The sequence below is a fragment of the Candidatus Foliamicus sp. genome, from assembly GCF_965221325.1.
In the GTDB taxonomy this organism is placed as follows: domain Bacteria; phylum Pseudomonadota; class Gammaproteobacteria; order Steroidobacterales; family Foliamicaceae; genus Foliamicus.
The window spans coordinates 1,155,837-1,171,790 of record NZ_OZ244880.1 but is presented as its reverse complement, the minus strand read 5'-3'; the positions used below and the strand labels follow the sequence as shown (position 1 = coordinate 1,171,790).

At 64.8% G+C, this 15,954-nt stretch carries 16 protein-coding genes; 3 read left to right on the top strand and 13 right to left on the bottom strand.

Going from position 1 to position 15,954, the window contains the following annotated elements; translation table 11 throughout:
* Window position 1: 1 nt before the first annotated feature.
* Complete coding sequence (guaA, locus tag ACWCOO_RS05320; RefSeq protein WP_446832003.1) at window positions 2–1,540, bottom strand: glutamine-hydrolyzing GMP synthase; 1,539 nt, start codon at window positions 1,538–1,540, stop codon at window positions 2–4.
* On the bottom strand, window positions 1,540–3,009 hold the full coding sequence (gene guaB / locus ACWCOO_RS05315) for an IMP dehydrogenase (protein ID WP_446831914.1): 1,470 nt from the start codon (window positions 3,007–3,009) through the stop codon (window positions 1,540–1,542). The genes guaA and guaB overlap by 1 nt, the downstream gene beginning before the upstream one ends.
* Before the next feature lie 37 nt (window positions 3,010–3,046).
* Between guaB and xseA the strand changes: the two genes are divergently transcribed.
* On the top strand, window positions 3,047–4,426 hold the full coding sequence (gene xseA / locus ACWCOO_RS05310; RefSeq protein ID WP_446831913.1) for an exodeoxyribonuclease VII large subunit: 1,380 nt from the start codon (window positions 3,047–3,049) through the stop codon (window positions 4,424–4,426).
* On the opposite strand, the gene der is transcribed toward xseA, so the two are convergent.
* The 10 genes from der to ACWCOO_RS05260 are packed head-to-tail and all read right to left on the bottom strand — an operon-like array spanning window position 4,418 to window position 13,414.
* On the bottom strand, window positions 4,418–5,743 hold the full coding sequence (gene der / locus ACWCOO_RS05305; RefSeq protein ID WP_446831912.1) for a ribosome biogenesis GTPase Der: 1,326 nt from the start codon (window positions 5,741–5,743) through the stop codon (window positions 4,418–4,420). The genes xseA and der overlap by 9 nt on opposite strands.
* A gap of 25 nt (window positions 5,744–5,768) precedes the next feature.
* Window positions 5,769–6,965 (bottom strand): outer membrane protein assembly factor BamB, encoded by a 1,197-nt coding sequence (gene bamB, locus ACWCOO_RS05300; protein WP_446831911.1) that lies wholly within the window; start codon window positions 6,963–6,965, stop codon window positions 5,769–5,771.
* 2 nt (window positions 6,966–6,967) lie between these two features.
* Entirely contained in the window at window positions 6,968–7,774 is an 807-nt protein-coding gene (locus tag ACWCOO_RS05295; RefSeq protein ID WP_446831910.1) for a YfgM family protein, read from the bottom strand.
* Window positions 7,767–9,053, bottom strand: coding sequence for a histidine--tRNA ligase (gene hisS / locus ACWCOO_RS05290; RefSeq protein ID WP_446831909.1), 1,287 nt, complete (start codon window positions 9,051–9,053; stop codon window positions 7,767–7,769). The genes ACWCOO_RS05295 and hisS overlap by 8 nt, the downstream gene beginning before the upstream one ends.
* A 44-nt stretch (window positions 9,054–9,097) precedes the next feature.
* Window positions 9,098–9,517 carry a helix-turn-helix domain-containing protein gene (locus ACWCOO_RS05285; protein WP_446831908.1) on the bottom strand — a complete coding sequence of 140 codons (420 nt, stop codon included), beginning with the start codon at window positions 9,515–9,517 and terminating at the stop codon, window positions 9,098–9,100.
* Between the two features lie 11 nt (window positions 9,518–9,528).
* Complete coding sequence (locus tag ACWCOO_RS05280; RefSeq protein WP_446831907.1) at window positions 9,529–10,065, bottom strand: tetratricopeptide repeat protein; 537 nt, start codon at window positions 10,063–10,065, stop codon at window positions 9,529–9,531.
* Window positions 10,062–11,138, bottom strand: coding sequence for a 23S rRNA (adenine(2503)-C(2))-methyltransferase RlmN (gene rlmN, locus ACWCOO_RS05275; protein WP_446831906.1), 1,077 nt, complete (start codon window positions 11,136–11,138; stop codon window positions 10,062–10,064). The genes ACWCOO_RS05280 and rlmN overlap by 4 nt, the downstream gene beginning before the upstream one ends.
* Window positions 11,139–11,161: 23 nt before the next feature.
* Complete coding sequence (gene ndk, locus ACWCOO_RS05270; RefSeq protein WP_446831905.1) at window positions 11,162–11,584, bottom strand: nucleoside-diphosphate kinase; 423 nt, start codon at window positions 11,582–11,584, stop codon at window positions 11,162–11,164.
* Entirely contained in the window at window positions 11,581–11,904 is a 324-nt protein-coding gene (locus ACWCOO_RS05265; RefSeq protein WP_446831904.1) for a HesB/IscA family protein, read from the bottom strand. Before ACWCOO_RS05265 ends, ndk begins: the two co-directional genes overlap by 4 nt.
* A 10-nt stretch (window positions 11,905–11,914) precedes the next feature.
* The gene (locus ACWCOO_RS05260) at window positions 11,915–13,414 is read right to left on the bottom strand and encodes a cysteine desulfurase family protein (RefSeq protein ID WP_446831903.1); all 1,500 of its coding nucleotides are present in this window, start codon (window positions 13,412–13,414) and stop codon (window positions 11,915–11,917) included.
* Between the two features lie 194 nt (window positions 13,415–13,608).
* Here ACWCOO_RS05260 and ACWCOO_RS05255 point away from each other — a divergent pair, with 194 nt between their 5' ends.
* A complete protein-coding gene (locus ACWCOO_RS05255; protein ID WP_446831902.1) occupies window positions 13,609–14,127 on the top strand; it encodes a hypothetical protein in 519 nt (172 codons plus the stop codon).
* A 69-nt stretch (window positions 14,128–14,196) separates the two neighbouring features.
* Window positions 14,197–14,982 (top strand): inositol monophosphatase family protein, encoded by a 786-nt coding sequence (locus ACWCOO_RS05250; protein WP_446831901.1) that lies wholly within the window; start codon window positions 14,197–14,199, stop codon window positions 14,980–14,982.
* A 32-nt stretch (window positions 14,983–15,014) separates the two neighbouring features.
* Here the strand turns inward: ACWCOO_RS05250 and secF are convergent, their stop codons facing one another.
* Window positions 15,015–15,950 carry a protein translocase subunit SecF gene (gene secF / locus ACWCOO_RS05245; RefSeq protein ID WP_446831900.1) on the bottom strand — a complete coding sequence of 312 codons (936 nt, stop codon included), beginning with the start codon at window positions 15,948–15,950 and terminating at the stop codon, window positions 15,015–15,017.
* Window positions 15,951–15,954: the final 4 nt, after the last annotated feature.

The following is a 15,954-nucleotide window of genomic DNA, read 5'->3' as shown; positions in this document are numbered from 1 at the left end:
TTCACTCCCACTCGATGGTGGCGGGCGGCTTGGACGAGATGTCGTAGGTAACGCGGGAAATGCCGGGAACCTCGTTGACAATGCGGCCGGCTACCCGTTCCAGCAGATCCATGGGCAGGCGGCTGGGGCTGGCGGTCATGAAATCGGAGGTGGCCACGCTGCGCAAGGCGATGACCGGTTCGTAGCGGCGCCCGTCGCCCTTCACGGCCACGCTGCGCGATGGCAGGAATACGGCAAAGGCTTGCGCCACGCGGTCATACCAGCCGGCGGCCCGCAGCTCCGAGATGAAGATGTGATCGGCGCGGCGCAGCGTATCCACGCTGCCCGCATCAACCTCGCCGAGCACCCTGACGGCCAGGCCCGGCCCGGGGAACGGATGCCGCCCCAGCAATTCGGCTGGAAGCCCCAACTCCAAGCCTACCTTGCGCACCTCGTCCTTGAACAGCAGGCGCAACGGCTCCAGCAGCTTCAGTTTCATCTTCTCAGGCAACCCGCCCACATTGTGATGCGACTTGATCAAATGCGCCTTTCCGGTGTGCGCGGCCGCGGATTCGATCACATCCGGATAAATCGTGCCCTGCGCGAGCCATTCCGCACCGGGAATTTGCGCCGCCTCCTCCTCGAACACTTCGATGAAGCAGTGGCCGATGGCCTTGCGCTTGTCCTCCGGATCATCAAGGCCCGAAAGCGCGGCGAACATGCGCGCGCGCGCATCCACGACCTGCACCTTCACGCCCGCTTTAGCCAGCGCCGCGACAACCTGCTCAGCCTCGTTCAGACGCAAAAGGCCATGATCGACCATCACGCAATGGAGCCGCTCACCCACCGCCCGCTGCAGCAGAACCGACAGCACCGACGAATCAACACCGCCCGACAGAGCCAGCACCACCTCGCCGGCCGGCGCATCGCGCCGAATCCTCGCAATCGCGCGCTCCGCAATGGCCCCGGGCTCCCAGTCCTTATCCAAGCCGCAGATGTCATGCACGAAGCGCTCGATCATTTGCAGGCCATGCTGCGTGTGCGTGACCTCCGGGTGAAACTGCACGCCGAACAGCCCGCGGTTCTGGTCCGCTATCGCCGCCAGCGGAGCGTTATCACTCTCCCCGATGCGCGCAAACCCGGACGGCAGCGCCGCGACGCGGTCGCCATGGCTCATCCACACCGGCAGCGGCCCGGCCGAGAGGCCGGACAGCAATGCGTTGTCGGCGATCACCCGCACTTCGGCGGGGCCGAACTCGGCGCTGCCGGCCAGTTCCACACTGCCGCCCAACTGTTGGGCCATGGTCTGCATACCGTAGCAGATCCCGAGCACCGGCTTGCCGAGCTCGAAAACGATGCGCGGCGCCCGCGGCGAGCGTCCACCGGTCACCGATTGCGGCCCGCCCGACAGCACCACGCCGTCGGGCGCGAACTCGCGGATCGCGCCCGCACCGATATCCCAGGGCAGGATTTCGGAATACACCCCCGCTTCACGAATGCGGCGGGCGATCAACTGCGTTGTTTGCGACCCGAAATCAAGGATCAGGATGCGACCCTGGATCACGCGCGACCCCGATAGTTGGGGGCCTCCTTGGTGATCGTGACGTCGTGCACATGGCTTTCCTTTATGCCCGCCGCGGTGATACGCACGAATCTGGCTCGCGAGCGCAGTTCCTCGACCGAGGCACAGCCCGTGTAACCCATGGCCGCCTGCAATCCTCCGATCAGTTGCCGCACGATGGTCACGAGACTGCCCTTGTAGGGCACTCGTCCTTCTATACCCTCGGGCACCAGCTTTTCGAGCTGCTCGGTGGAGTCCTGCTGGTAGCGGTCGGAAGACCCGTATTGCTGGGACATGGCGCCGAGCGAGCCCATGCCGCGATACGACTTATAGCTGCGTCCCTGGTAAAGCTCGACGTCGCCGGGCGCTTCCTCGGTTCCGGCAAACAGGCTGCCGATCATGGCGCAATGTGCTCCGGCGGCGAGCGCCTTGGCGATGTCGCCCGAGTAGCGCACACCGCCATCCGCGATGACCGGCACATCGTGACGCGCGGCGGCGGAGGCCACTTCCGCGACCGCCGTGATTTGCGGCACGCCCACGCCGGCCACAATGCGGGTCGTGCAGATAGAGCCAGGACCAACACCGGCCTTTACACCATCCACACCCGCCTCGATCAACGCTTCGGCGCCCTCCCCACTGACCACGTTACCGGCAATCAACCGCATGTCGGGGTAATTCTTGCGCAGCCACGCGACCCGCTCGATCACGCCGCGGCTATGGCCATGCGCGGTGTCCACCACCAGCACGTCTGCGCCCGCCTCGCTCAGCAAGGCCGCGCGCTGTTCCGTATCGGCGCCTGCGCCGACCGCGGCTCCTACCCGCAGCGCGCCACGCCGGTCCTTGCAGGCGCGCGGAAAGTCGCTGGCTTTCTGGAAGTCCTTGGCGGTTATCAGACCCTTGAGCTGGAAGTTCTCATCCACCACCAGGACTTTTTCGATCCTATGCTTGTGGAGCAGCGTGAGAACCTCCTCCTCGTCGGGATTCTCGCCTACTGTCACCAGGCGCTTTTCGGGTGTCATCACTTCGCGCACGGGGCGCTCCAGGTGCGTCTCGAAACGCAGGTCGCGATTGGTGACGATGCCCAGCAACCGCCCATTTTCCTCCACGGGCAGGCCCGAAATATTGTTGCCGCGCGTGATTTCCAGAACTTCCCGCACGCTCTTGTCCGGGCTGACGGTAATCGGGTCGGAAACCACGCCCGATGCGTACTTTTTCACTGCGGCCACGTGCCAGGCCTGGCGTTCAGGGGTCATGTTCTTGTGAATCACGCCCAGTCCGCCCTCCTGCGCCAGCGCGATGGCCAAGGCCGACTCGGTGACCGTGTCCATGGCCGCGGAAAGCACGGGAATATTGAGTTCTATGCCGCGCGCCGCCATCGTGGCCAAGCTTGCCTCGCGGGGCAGCACCTCCGAATAGTCCGGCGCCAACAGGACATCGTCGAAGGTCAGGGCTTCCTGAATGATTCGCATGGCCGAACCCACTGCGTAACAAGCTATCATCTTACAAATGCGCGGCGAAGCGGTAAACCTCGGGCCGGGCGAAGAAGCCGAAGGCGCGCCGCTACTGCAAGTCGGCCAATTGGTGCAGCTCATCGCCGCCCGGCTGCGCGACGAATTTGCGGCAGTGCGGGTGGAAGGCGAAATCGCAGATTTCCGCCACTACCAGGGCCGCCACATGTACTTCACGCTCAAGGACGAAGACGCGCTGATCCAATGCGCGATGTTCGCCACGGCCAATCGGCGGCTTTCCTTCACGCCCGCCGACGGACAGCGCGTCGTCGCCACCGGGCAGGTGCAAGCCTATGCGCCCCGCAGCACCTACCAGCTCATCGTTTCCGCCATGCGGGAATCCGGCGTGGGCAAACTTCTGCAGCAGTTCGAAGCCCTCAAGCGCAAACTGAAGGACGAAGGCCTGTTCGATGAAGCGCGCAAGCGCGCGATTCCACGCCTGCCCGGCTGCATCGGACTGGTCGGCTCGCGGGAAAGCGCGGCAGCGCGCGACGTGGTAACGGTATTGCGCAACCGTTTCCCTGCGCTGCCGGTGGTTCTCTACCACACCCCCGTGCAGGGTGCCGGCGCCGCCGACCGCATAATGGCCGCGCTGCACTCGGTGGTCGAGCACGGCGCTTGCGACCTGGTTATCCTGGCACGCGGCGGTGGCAGCCTGGAGGACCTGGCCACCTTCAACGACGAGCGCCTGGCGCGCTCCATCGCCGCTTTTCCTTTACCCCTGATCAGCGGCGTCGGTCACGAGACCGACTACACGATCGCCGATTTCGTTGCCGACCGGAGGGCTGCCACGCCGTCCCAGGCGGCGGAAATCGCCACGCCCGAAGCAGCCGATTGGCTGCGCCGCGTGGAGCGCGCGAACAGCAGTATTCTGCGCGCTGTGCTCTCGCTTGCTACGCGGCATGGACAGTCCTTGCAGCAGTTGCGCGGCAGGCTGAATCGCGCTGGCCCGCCGGCTCGGCTGATGCAGTGCGGCCAGCGGCTCGACGAATTGCATGAACGGCTGCGGAGCGCGGCAGCGCGGCTGCCGCGGCCCGCTGGGCAGACGCTCTCCACGCTGCGCCTGCGCCTGAGCTCGGCATCACCCCAGGCAAGGGCCCGTAAGCTGCAAGCGGAAATGGACGGGTGGGTCCGAAGGCTGACAACCGGCGCGCAGGCACAGCTTGTTTCCGCTTCCCGGCGCGTGGAGATCGCTCAATCGGCGCTGCGGGGCCTGGGCCCGCAAAACACTCTCAACCGCGGTTACGCGATTGTGACTGGGGCGGACGGAAAAATTCTCACCGACGCAGAGGGCGCAGCAATCGGCAGCGACCTGCGGGCCCGGCTGGCGCGGGGAGCGCTGCTGGCCCGCGTCCATGACCGCGAACCGTCAGGCTGAATTGCCGACATAAGGGTTCGGCCCGCTGCGAAGTTCTATGCGCAGCGGTGTACCGCGCAAGGCAAAGCGGTCACGAATCCGGCGCGCGAGAAAACGTCGAAAGTCGGCAGGCAGGTGCTTGGTCTGGCGCCCGTGTATCACCACCAGCGGCGGCCGCTTGCCGCCCTGATGCGCGTAATTCAGGCGAATCCTGCGCCCTCCCCGGCGGGGTGTTGCATGCTCTCGGATCGCGTCGCGCAGTACCGCGTTCAGTCTGCCGGTCGGTAAATCGCTGGCAGCAGCGTCGGCGCCGGCCAACGCGCTGGCCAGGAGACGCTCCACGCGCCACCCGCGCAGCGCCGATACGCGATGTATGTCAACGAAGTCCAGGAATTTCATTTGCCGCTCCAGTTCGGCATTACGACGCGCCTGCTCATCACGCGGGATCCGATCCCATTGATTCACGCCGATCGCCATGGCCCGGCCGCGCTCCAGGGCCAGTGCAATCAGCCGCCGATCCTGTTCGGTAGCGCCTTCGCGGGCATCCAGCAGGAAAATCACCGCGTCGGCCTGTTCGATTGCTTGCAGCGCCTGGACTACCGAGAGCCGTTCCGGGCCCGGCGCCACCCGCGTGCGACGCCTTATGCCGGCAGTATCGACCAGGGTGCATGGCTGTCCGGCGTAGTCGAAGTCCAGCGCTATGCTGTCGCGGGTGGTGCCCGCCTCGTCGCGCACCAGCATGCGGTTCTCGCCCAAGTAGCGATTGACCAGGGTTGATTTCCCGACGTTCGGGCGGCCGATGATGGCGATGCGCGTGCGCTTGCCTCGATCCGCCTCGGGCTCTGGAGCTGCGGGCAGCATCCCGGCCAGGCGCTCGGCCAGCGCCGTGACGCCGTCGCCCCGCAGCGCCGAAATGGCCAGCGGTTCGGCAATGCCCAGAGCGTGGAATTCCGCCACGCTGAGCTCCGGCGCGCGGCCTTCAGACTTGTTAACCGCCAGTATGGCCGCGCAACCCGCTTCCCGGACCCAGCGCGCGGCCGCTTCGTCGGCGGCGCACAAGCCCTCGCGGGTATCGGTGAGCAGCACCGCCACGCTGCTTTCGGACAGTGCCCGCTCGGTCTGCGCGCGCAGCATTTCGCCCCACTCGCCACCCTGCCCCACACCGGGTGTGTCCACCAGTATGGCGCGGCACCCCGCAAGGCGCACCAAGCCGTGGCGGCGGTCGCGGGTTAGCCCGGGATAATCGGCAACCAGGGCTTCGCGCTTACCGGCGAGCCGGTTGAACAGCGTCGATTTGCCCACATTGGGGCGCCCCGCAAGGGCAACAACCGGGAGCATGGCCAGCCGGCCTCATGCCCGCGCGTCAGGATGCGGCCGCGCTGTCGGAACGCCAAGCGGTCAACTCGCCCGAGACGGTGAGGGCATAGAGCATCTCCCCCATCACCAGCGGCTGCGATGCAATCCTGCCGTTCCCGGCGCGGGTCCGCGACTCCAGTTTGCCGCTGAACACGTTGAAACCGTGCAAATAGCCTTCGAGATCGCCAACCACCAGGTGGGCCGCAAACAACGCGGGCCGCGACAGGTCCCGGTATTCGAGCAGATCCTCCGACCACAGCGGAGTGCCGCCGGTGCGGGCGTGGGCGCTGACCTGCCCCAAATCGCTGACGGAATAGACATTATTGGCGTCCACGACCAAGCCGTTGTAGCCGGAGAACTCCCGGGACCAGAGCAACTCGCCCGATTCCGCGGCCACCGCGGCCAGCAGACCGTTGTAGCCGGCCACATAGACATCATTGCCCACCGCCTGGATCTCACCGTTCAAATCCACCAGCCGTTCCAGTTCATTGCGGCCCGCCGGAGCCGCCAAAGGCAGATCCCAGACGCGGGTTCCGTCGGACTGCTGATAGGCTGCGAGGCGGCCGTTGTCGAAACCGCAAATCACCAATTGGCCTTGCAGCACCGGCGCCGAAGTGCCGCGCAGGCTGAGTCTGGGCATGCTTTGCGACACTGACCAGAGCTCCTGGCCGGTTTCCAGACTGAACGCGTAAAGGAAGCCGTGCACCGTGCGGACATAAACGCGGCCGCTACCGATTACCGGCGCCGCCAGCACCTCTCCTTTCACGTATGCCCGCCATTGCTCCGCGCCTGTGGCGGCATCCAGCACTACCACCCAGCCGCCCGAAGAGGCCAGCGCCAGGTAGCCGTTACCGACCGCCGGGCCGGCAGACAGCCCCAGGTCCGTGTCCTGCTTCCAGCGGCGGCGGCCGTTCTCGGCCTCAAAGGCCTGCACGGTGCCGTCGGTAGCGGCCGCATAGACACGCGCGCCGTCGCCGACTATGCGCAGCGCCAGACGCAATTCACCGCCGCCGTCGCCAACCTTGGCCGACCACGCGCGCCGCAACCGCAACTGCTCGGCAAACTCGGTCAGCGCACGCGGCTGACGCGCTTCGTCTTCGTCGCCGCCGCCAAACACTCCGCAGCCAGGCAGCAAGGCTGCGGCGAGCGCGAGAACCAGACCCGGGTGCGGGCCCGTCCGCATCGGATTTAATGGTCGATTCATCGTCATTCCTGCTGCGGCGCGGCAGCGCCGGACTCTTCCTCACTGGCGCCGGCTTTTTCGGTCACTTCCTCCGCGTCCTCGGATTCAGCTTCGGTTTCGGCCTCGGGTTCGGCATCGGCGACGGCTTCCTCTGCTTCCTGAGATTCCTCGGCTTCGGATTCGGATTCCGCCTGCGTAGCGTCCATACCGGAGAGATGATCCAGTTTCATGCGAATCCAGCTCGCATCCACTTGACCGCTGCGTGCCAGGGCCAAACTGTACGCTTCCCGCGCCTCGTCAATACGGCCCAGCGCTCGATACAGGTCGCCGCGCATGTCGGCGGTCAGTTGCTCCCAGGCCTCGGATGGCGGTTCGGCATCCAGCGCTTCCAGGCCGTCGCCGGGGCGGTCCAGATACAGATATACGCGGGCCAGCCGCCGCCGAGCCAATTGCCGCAAGTCGCTGTCGGAGGTGCTGGCGACCAGCGCCTCCAATTCCTCGGCGGCATCTACCGGGCGCGTAGTGTCCACGTATTCCTTGGCCATCATCAGGCGTGAATGGTCGGCATACCCGCTGTCCGGATACTCGGTCAGCAAGCGCTGATGGAGTTCCTCGGCGGAATCGCGATTGCTGGAACCGAGAACGGCCCGCAGTTCCTCGAAGAGCTCGGAAGCTTCGCCGGACTGGCGCGCTTCGCGAGCCTGCCACTGAGCATAGCCAAAATAGCCGCCTATACCCACGACAAGCGCAACAATAGCCGCCGGCGCATAGACGCGCAGCCAGCCCCTTACGCGCGCGGCTTGCTGCTGATCCGTTAGAAAGTCATCCATGAGCCGGAATTGTACGGCCCGCGCGCTCCGTCAGTGCGCGCGCGAGCTCCGAAAGCGGAACTTCTTCCTGAGCGTTCTGGCCCCGCAAGTCCTTGAGACCTACCCGGCCTGCGGCCAGTTCCCGTTCTCCGACGATTACGGCGTAGCACGCTCCCGACCGGCTTGCCCGCCGCATCTGGGTGCTGGCGCCGCCTCCGCCGCAGTGCATTTCCAACTGGAGGAAGGGGCATTCGGTGCGCAATGCTTCGGCCAGCCTCAGTCCCGCCTGCTGCACGTCCAGCCCACCAATAAGAACCATGTACGCCCGAGTTTGCGCCGTCTCCTCGGCGTCCGACGTGAGCTCCAGCAGACGTTCGATGCCCATCGCCCAGCCGACTGCGGGGGTGGCCGGGCCACCGAGCTGCTCGGCCAGGCCATCGTAGCGCCCCCCGGCGCACACGGCGTTCTGGGCGCCCAATCCGTCGGCCAGAAATTCGAAAACCGTGTTCGTATAGTAGTCAAGGCCGCGCACCAGCCTCGGGTTGCGGCGGTAGCTCAGCCCAACCGCGGCCAACAGCGATTCCAGAGCCGAAAAGTGCTCGGCGGCCTCCGGCTCCAGAAATTCGGCAATGTCCGGCGCGCCGGCGATCAAATCGGACATTTCCGGATTGCGGCTGTCGAGGATTCGCAGCGGATTGGCGTTAAGACGTTGCCGGCTATCGGCGTCCAGAGCCTCAAAGTGATCCTGAAAATAGTCCGTCAAGCTGGCCCGGTAGGCACGGCGGCAAGCCGCACCGCCCAGGCTGTTGATCTCCAGGGCGACATTCTCCACTCCCAGAGCGCGGAAAATGCGCGCGGCCAGCGCGATCAACTCGGCGTCGATGTCGGGTCCCGGGTAACCGATCGCTTCGGCGTCGAATTGATGAAACTGACGCAGCCGGCCACGCTGCGGCCGCTCCCTGCGAAACATTGGGCCCGCGCACCAAAACCGATGCCGCCCTCGATGCAGGCCATGCTCAAGCGCTGCCCGCAGGATGCCGGCAGTAGCCTCCGGGCGCAGCGCTAGGGTCTGCCCCCTGCTTCCCTCAAGTAGGTACATCTCCTTTTGCACGATGTCGGTGTACTCGCCCACCGAACGCCGGTAGAGTTCTGCGTCCTCGAGGACCGGCACGCGAAACTCCCGATAGCCACCGCTCTCAAGGGTGGCGCGCACGATGTCTTCCGCGCGCCGCCATGCCTCGGTATCGTCCGGCAAGAGGTCCCGGACGCCGCGTACCGATTGAATGCGCTTGGACGCCACGGTCCCTGCGGTAACTTCTTAGCGGGAGACCGCGGCTTGGCTGCTCAGTCCGCGAACCAGCTCAGAACGAGACCGCCCCAAAACTGGTAGGCAATCAGGATGAACGCCGCAATGCCAAGAATCCAGGCCACCAGCTTCAGGCGCCCCCAGCGCTGGATACGCGATGGCGCCAGTCCCACCTTGGCCGGCAAGCGGCGCCAATCCGGATACTTGCTGCTGTAATCGACCAGCAATTCATCGGCGCTGATATCCAAAAGCTTGCAGTAACAGCGCAGGTGGCCGACCACGTGGGCGTGCGCACCGAACATCTCGATTTGCCCGGACTCCAGTGCGTTGATGGCATCCGGCGACAGCCTCAGTTCCTGTGCCACGTCTTCTACCGCTAGCATCTGGGCCCGGCGCGCGGATTGCAGCCGCTCTCCGAAGGTGCTGGCAGACGTTGAGGTTGCCTGTGCCATCTCCATAATTCTCCTACTCAGTTGCCTGTTTCGAGGCGCTCAAGAAGCATGCGCGCATGATTTTGGCCCGGGTCCAGTTCCAACGCCCGCCGAAGCCACTCTGCGGCGTCGCCTCCGCCCCCGGCCAGCGCGCACAGTCCGCCGTTAGCGTACACCGAGGCGCGCCTGTCGGGGGGCGCATTTTCGGCCGCGCGCCGCAGCAGCCGGAGCCCTTGGCGGTTCGTCCCAGGCTGCCGACAGCGGAACACTCCAAAGCTGTTGAGTGCCTCCACGTCGCGCGGCGCCAGGCGCACGGCCTGCCCGTAGTGCTGTTCCGCTCCGCTCGCGTCGCCCAGGCGTTCGTAGGCCATCCCCAACACGCGGTGGGCTTCCGCCGAGCGCGGGTCCTGCCGCGACGCGCGCAGCAGCTTGTCGCGAGCCAGTTCCAGGCGCCCCTGCCGAAGGTAGGAAGCGCCCAGTTCCAGATTCAGCGCGGCAGCTTGCTGATTCGCTGTCAGGCCCGCCTGACAGCCGGCGGCCAGCAGGCCCAGCGCCAATACCGCCGCGGCCCTCATGCCCGCGCCCTCATGTCGGCCGGGACGCTCATACCGTTGTGCACCGTGCCGCGCAATTGCCCGCAGGCGGCGTCGATATCGTCGCCCCGAGTCTTGCGCGTGATCGTCATTACCCCGGCATCCAGAAGCGTTTGCCGAAACCGGTCAATAGCGCGCGGCGGCGAACAGCGAAACGGCGTGCCGCGAACCGGGTTATACGGTATGAGGTTGAGTTTGGCCGGTCGATTGCGAAGCAGGCCGGCCAGCGTCCTGGCCTGCGTGGGCTGATCGTTCACGCCATCCAGCATGACGTATTCGAAGGTCACTTCACGGCTCTGCGTGGCGCGGGCATAGTCCCAGCATGCCTCAAGCAGAGGCCCGAGCGGGTAGCGCTTGTTCAAAGGCACCAGTTGATTGCGGAGAGCGTCGGTGGGCGCATGCAGGGACAAAGCGAGCGCTATCCGGGACACCTGCGCGAGCTTGGCGATGCGCGGCGTAATGCCGCTGGTGCTCAGGGTCACGCGCCTCCGCGACAGACCCAGTCCCAAGTGGTCCACGAATATCGAGGCGGCGCGAGTCACTTCGCGAAGATTCGCGAGCGGCTCGCCCATGCCCATGAACACGATATTGGTGATGCCCCGGCCTTCCGGCTCCAGTTCGCGCCGCGCGATAAGCGCCTGCGCCACGATCTCCGCAGCACTCAGATTGCGGCTGAACCCCATCTGGCCGGTGGCGCAGAACGGACAATTCACGGCGCAGCCGACCTGCGAGGAGACGCAAAGGGAACCGCGGTTTGGCTCGGGGATGAAGACGGTTTCGACGACCTGGCCGCCGCCCACATCCAGCAGCCACTTGCGGGTGCCATCCGACGAGCGCTGGCGGCGCACGATGGGCGGTAGTTCCAACCCGGCGGAAGCGCTCAGCGATTCCCGCAAGGCCAGGGTCATGTCCGTCATTCGCAGCGGCTCCAGCTCGCCGCGGCGATATAGCCAGCGCATCAACTGCCGGGCGCGGAAGGCCGCCTCGCCTTGCGCGACGAACCAGCTTTCCAGTTCGCCTCTTGGCAAACCCAGCAAGGATGAGGCATCCGGCATCGGAACCTGGGGCCTGCGAAGCCCTAGCGCGAATACAGGTCGTCCGGGCGGAAGAAGAAGTCGATTTCCTCCCTGGCGGAGCCGAGGCCGTCCGAACCGTGCACCACGTTGCGTTCGATACTCTCGCCGTAGTCGGAGCGCACCGTGCCCGCATTCGCCTGGGCCGGGTCCGTGGCGCCCATCAGGTCGCGATTACGCTGCACCGCATTGTCGCCTTCAAGCACCTGCACCATGATGGGTCCCGAAGTCATGTAGGCCACCAAGCTGTCGTAAAACGGCCGCTCGCTATGCACGCGGTAGAACGCGCGTGCCCTGTTCTCATCAAGACAGTCCATGCGGGCGCCCACAATGCGCAGACCCGATGCCTCGAAGCGCTTGTAGATCTCGCCGATCAGGCCGCGCGCCACACCGTCGGGCTTGATAATCGACAGTGTCCGCTCGCTCATACCGTAAAACTTTCGCCGCAGCCGCATTCTCCGGCCGCGTTCGGATTGGCGAACACGAACTGCTCGTTCAGGTCTTTCTGAACAAAGTCCACTTCGGTGCCCTCCAACAAGGGCAAACACTGCCGCGCCACAACGATACTTAATTCGTTTTGCCGCATCACCACGTCATCGCTACCCACCTCGTCGGCGTAATCGAGAACGTAGGAATAGCCGGAACAGCCGGTCTCGGTAACACCGACGCGCAGACCCACGCCGCCGCCACGGCGCCGCAGATACTCAAGCACTCTGGCCTCGGCACGAGGAGTAAGCCGCAAGCTCATGCAATCAACCTCATTCTGATGTGCCCGACCGCCAATTATCTCTGCCCCGCAGGCAAGCTTGCAAGGCATCGCGAGCACACAGAAGCAGTGCCCGCGCTTCTGGCGGCGGCGCCAGGACATCGTCCACCTGCCGCGCCCACTCAGCCACCTTGAGCTGCATGCCCATCGATCTCAACGCACTTGCGCCGCTGCGCGCCGCCTCTTGAAGCAGCGGCGGCCCCAGCACCCGGAACGCAGTCTCCACAGCCGCATTGCCGTCCCAGCGTGCTTCCAGCCGCACCCAGGTTCCTGAATTACGCCGGCCGGCTTCGCCCACAGTGATATGGCCCGAACCTGGCCCTAAAGCAGGCTCTTCGTCAGCCAGAGCGCGTAATGCAGCCACACTTTTTCCAAATATCTTGCGTACTTTGTCGATTTCCTTCTCCGTAGTGAACTTTCCGATGCTGAAACGCAGCGTACTAGCCGCCAGCAGCGGTGGACGGCCGAGACACCGCAACACTGCGGAAGGTTCGTCGCCGGCACGCGAACACGCCGAGCCCAGTGACAGAATAATTCCGTCCAGTGCTTTCAGCAGACTGCTGGACTCCACGCCCTCCACGCTTACGCTGAGAATGCCGGGTACGCGCTCGGCGCCGGCGCCGTTGAGCAGTACGCCGCCGGACGCGGACAACCCCTCCCAGAGCCGTTCCCGCAGCGCGCCGACACGCTTGGTCTGCGCCTCCATGTCTTGCACGGCGAGTTCGCAGGCCTGACCCAGCCCGGCGATCTGGTGCGTCGGCAGTGTTCCCGGACGCAGGCCGCGCTGCTGTCCCCCGCCGTACAACAGGGGCTCTATGCGCGGAATGCGCTGGCGATTGATGCACAGCGCGCCCACGCCCTTGGGCCCGTAAATCTTGTGCGCGGTAAGCGAGAGCAGATCGATTTGCTGCGCCTGCATATCGAGCGGCAGCTTGCCGGCACTCTGGGCCGCGTCCACATGCAGCCAGGCGCCATGGCGCCGGCAGATGGCGGCGAATTCCGTCACATCCTGGACCACGCCGATCTCGTTGTTCACATGCATCAGCGAAACCAGAACCGTGTCGCTGCGCAGGGCTGCGCGCAGCGCATCCGGGGTTATCACGCCGTGTTGATCCGGTTCCAGGCAGGTCACTTCAAAACCCTCGCGCTTGAGGGCCAAGCAGGAATTCAAGCCCGCGGGATGCTCGCTCAGGCCGGTTATAACGTGCCGCCCCTCGGCACGGCGGAAGCGGGCCGCGCCGATAACGCCCAAGCCGATAGACTCGGTGGCGCCGGAAGTGAACACGATTTCTTCGGCGCTCAGGCCCACCAGCGCAGCCACCTGAGCCGCGGATTCGGCAGCCAGCCGCCTTGCCGCCGTGCCGGGCGCGTGCGGCGAAGAGGGATTGGCGTACGGCCCCTGGCGTAGCAGCGCGCTCATGCGCGCGGCCACCCGCGGGTCCACCGGTGTGGAAGCCGCGTAATCCATGTAAATCGTTTCGGAGCCGGACATTTGCTGCTTGCTCGAGGGGTGAAAGGTCATGGCCCGGGGGCTTGCGCTGGGCTGCGTAGCATACCAATTCGTTTTGATTACAATAGCGTTTTTGGGGAAGTCCTCTCCGAGGTTCCGGTTTGCACGTTTTCGATCTGGTTGAACAGGGGGCACGAGCGGCGCGAGGTCCAAACCCTTGCGAGTCGATGCGGCGCATGCTTGGTACTTTGCGCGAGCGTCTGGACGAAGTGCATGCAGCCCTTGATTTCTGCGCCTGCGGTACGCCGGAGGAGGCCCCCGACCGGCAGATTTTCTATCGTTCTCCCAACCTGGCGATGATGCGCATCTGCTTTTGTCCCGGCTTGCGCACGCCGCCGCACGATCATGCCACCTGGGCAGCCATCCTGATGCTGAGCGGCAGGGAGAGAAACACGCTGTATCGGCGCTGCAGCACTCACGGGCTTGTGCGTAAGGGAGACGTTTTGCTCGAAGCCGGCTCGGTGTTCCTGATGCAAGCGAACGACATTCACGTAGCCGAATGCGCCGCCGATCATCCGGCAGTCGCGCTGCACGTCTATGGAGGCGACCTGGACCTGCTGCCGCGCAGCGTCTGGCACCCGGACACGCTTGAGGAATTTCCAATGGAAATGGACCGCTACGAGGAATTCTCGCGGCTCGCTTCCGCCGATGGCAGCGCTCCGGGTCTGGTCAAGCCCGCCTCACTGCCGGCATAACTTTCCCGGCCGGCCGGCGCCACCGAAGCCGCCCGCCCTCCAAACCACTCACTCCGGTTACGCACCGCCATGATGCCCCTGCTCAACACCGCGACTTCCGCCGTACGGCGCGCCGGCGACATGGCACTGCGTTACGCCGACCGCATCGAATCGCTGACCGTGCGCAGCAAGAGCCCCAACGAACTGGTGACCGAAGTCGATGAGGCCGCGGAACGCATCATCGTGGACCATATTCGCAGCGGTTATCCGGACCACGCCTTTCTCGGGGAGGAAGGCGGTGCGCGCGGCGACAGCGATTACGAGTGGATCATCGACCCGCTGGACGGCACCACCAACTACATTCACCGCTTCCCGGTGTTCTGCGTGTCGGTGGCTTTACGCCGCAGAGACGAGCTCCAATTGGGCGTTATCTACGATCCCTTGCGGCAGGAAATGTTCACCGCCATGCGCGGCGGCGGTGCGCGCATGAATGAACGGCGTATCCGCGTCAGCAAACAGCAGAGCCTGGCCGGTAGCTTGATCGGCACGGGCTTTCCCTATCGCCGCAATCTGCAATGGGTGGACATCTACATGCGGATGCTGCGCCAGGTGATGCGGCGCACTTCCGGGGTGCGGCGGCCGGGCGCCGCGGCTCTCGACCTGGCTTATGTGGCGGCCGGCAGGCTGGACGGCTTTTGGGAATTCGGCCTGAAGCCTTGGGATATCGCCGCGGGCGTCTTGCTCATCGAGGAGGCGGGCGGCTGGATCTCTGGCCTGCAGCCGGATACCGATTGCCTGCAGTCCGGGCATGTTCTTGCCGGCACGCCCAAGGTTTATACAGAACTCAGAAAGTTATTTGAAGATTCTTTTAGATAATAGCGACTATTAGTTGTTAATATTATTTATTTCTAGGTCACAGCGCCATCCTGCCCGGTATCCTTCTTGGGCGGCAACAGATCCGCAATACCCACATCAAGCGCCAAAGCCGTGGTACCGGCAACGTAGATCGACGAATAGGTTCCGACCACCACGCCGATGATCAGGGCGGCGGAAAACCCCTTCAGCGTCTCGCCGCCGAGCACGAACAGGGCCGCCAGTACCAGCAGCGTGGTCAGACTGGTAATGATGGTGCGCCCCAGCATCTGGTTGACCGAGGTGTTCATTATGGCCTGTGCGTCGCCGGAGCGTATGCGGCGAAAATTCTCGCGAATGCGGTCGAACACCACGATGGTGTCGTTCAAGGAGTAGCCGATCACTGCCAGCGCTGCGGCCAGGATGGTGAGGTCGAAGGGAAGCTGGAATACCGAAAAAATACCCAGAATGATGATTACGTCGTGGGCCAGCGCCGCCACGGACCCAACAGCGAATTTCCACTGAAACCGCAACATCACGTAGAGCAGAATCATCACCAGCGCAAACAGCACCGCCAGACCGCCGCGTTCCGTGAGTTCCGCGCCCACCTGCGGCCCCACGAACTCCACGCGCCGCAGTTCAACCTGATCGCCACCGCTGCGCAAGACGTTCAGCAACTCGTCACCCTGCCCTTGCGCATCAACGCCCTCGCGCGGAAAAACCCGGATCAGCACATCGCGGGCAGCCCCGAAGTTCTGCACTTGGGCATCTTCATAATCCGCGCCCGCCAGCAGCGACCGAATCGTCCCCAAGTCCGCGTCCTGCTGATAACCGACCTCCAGCAGCACCCCGCCGGTAAAGTCGATGCCCAGGTTCAGACCGCGCACGGCCATTGAGGCAGCGGATACGGCAATCAGGAGCAGCGACACCAACGTGGCCAGCCGGCGGCGGCCATAGAAGTCGATCTCGCGGCGCAAACGCAGCAGTTGCATGATT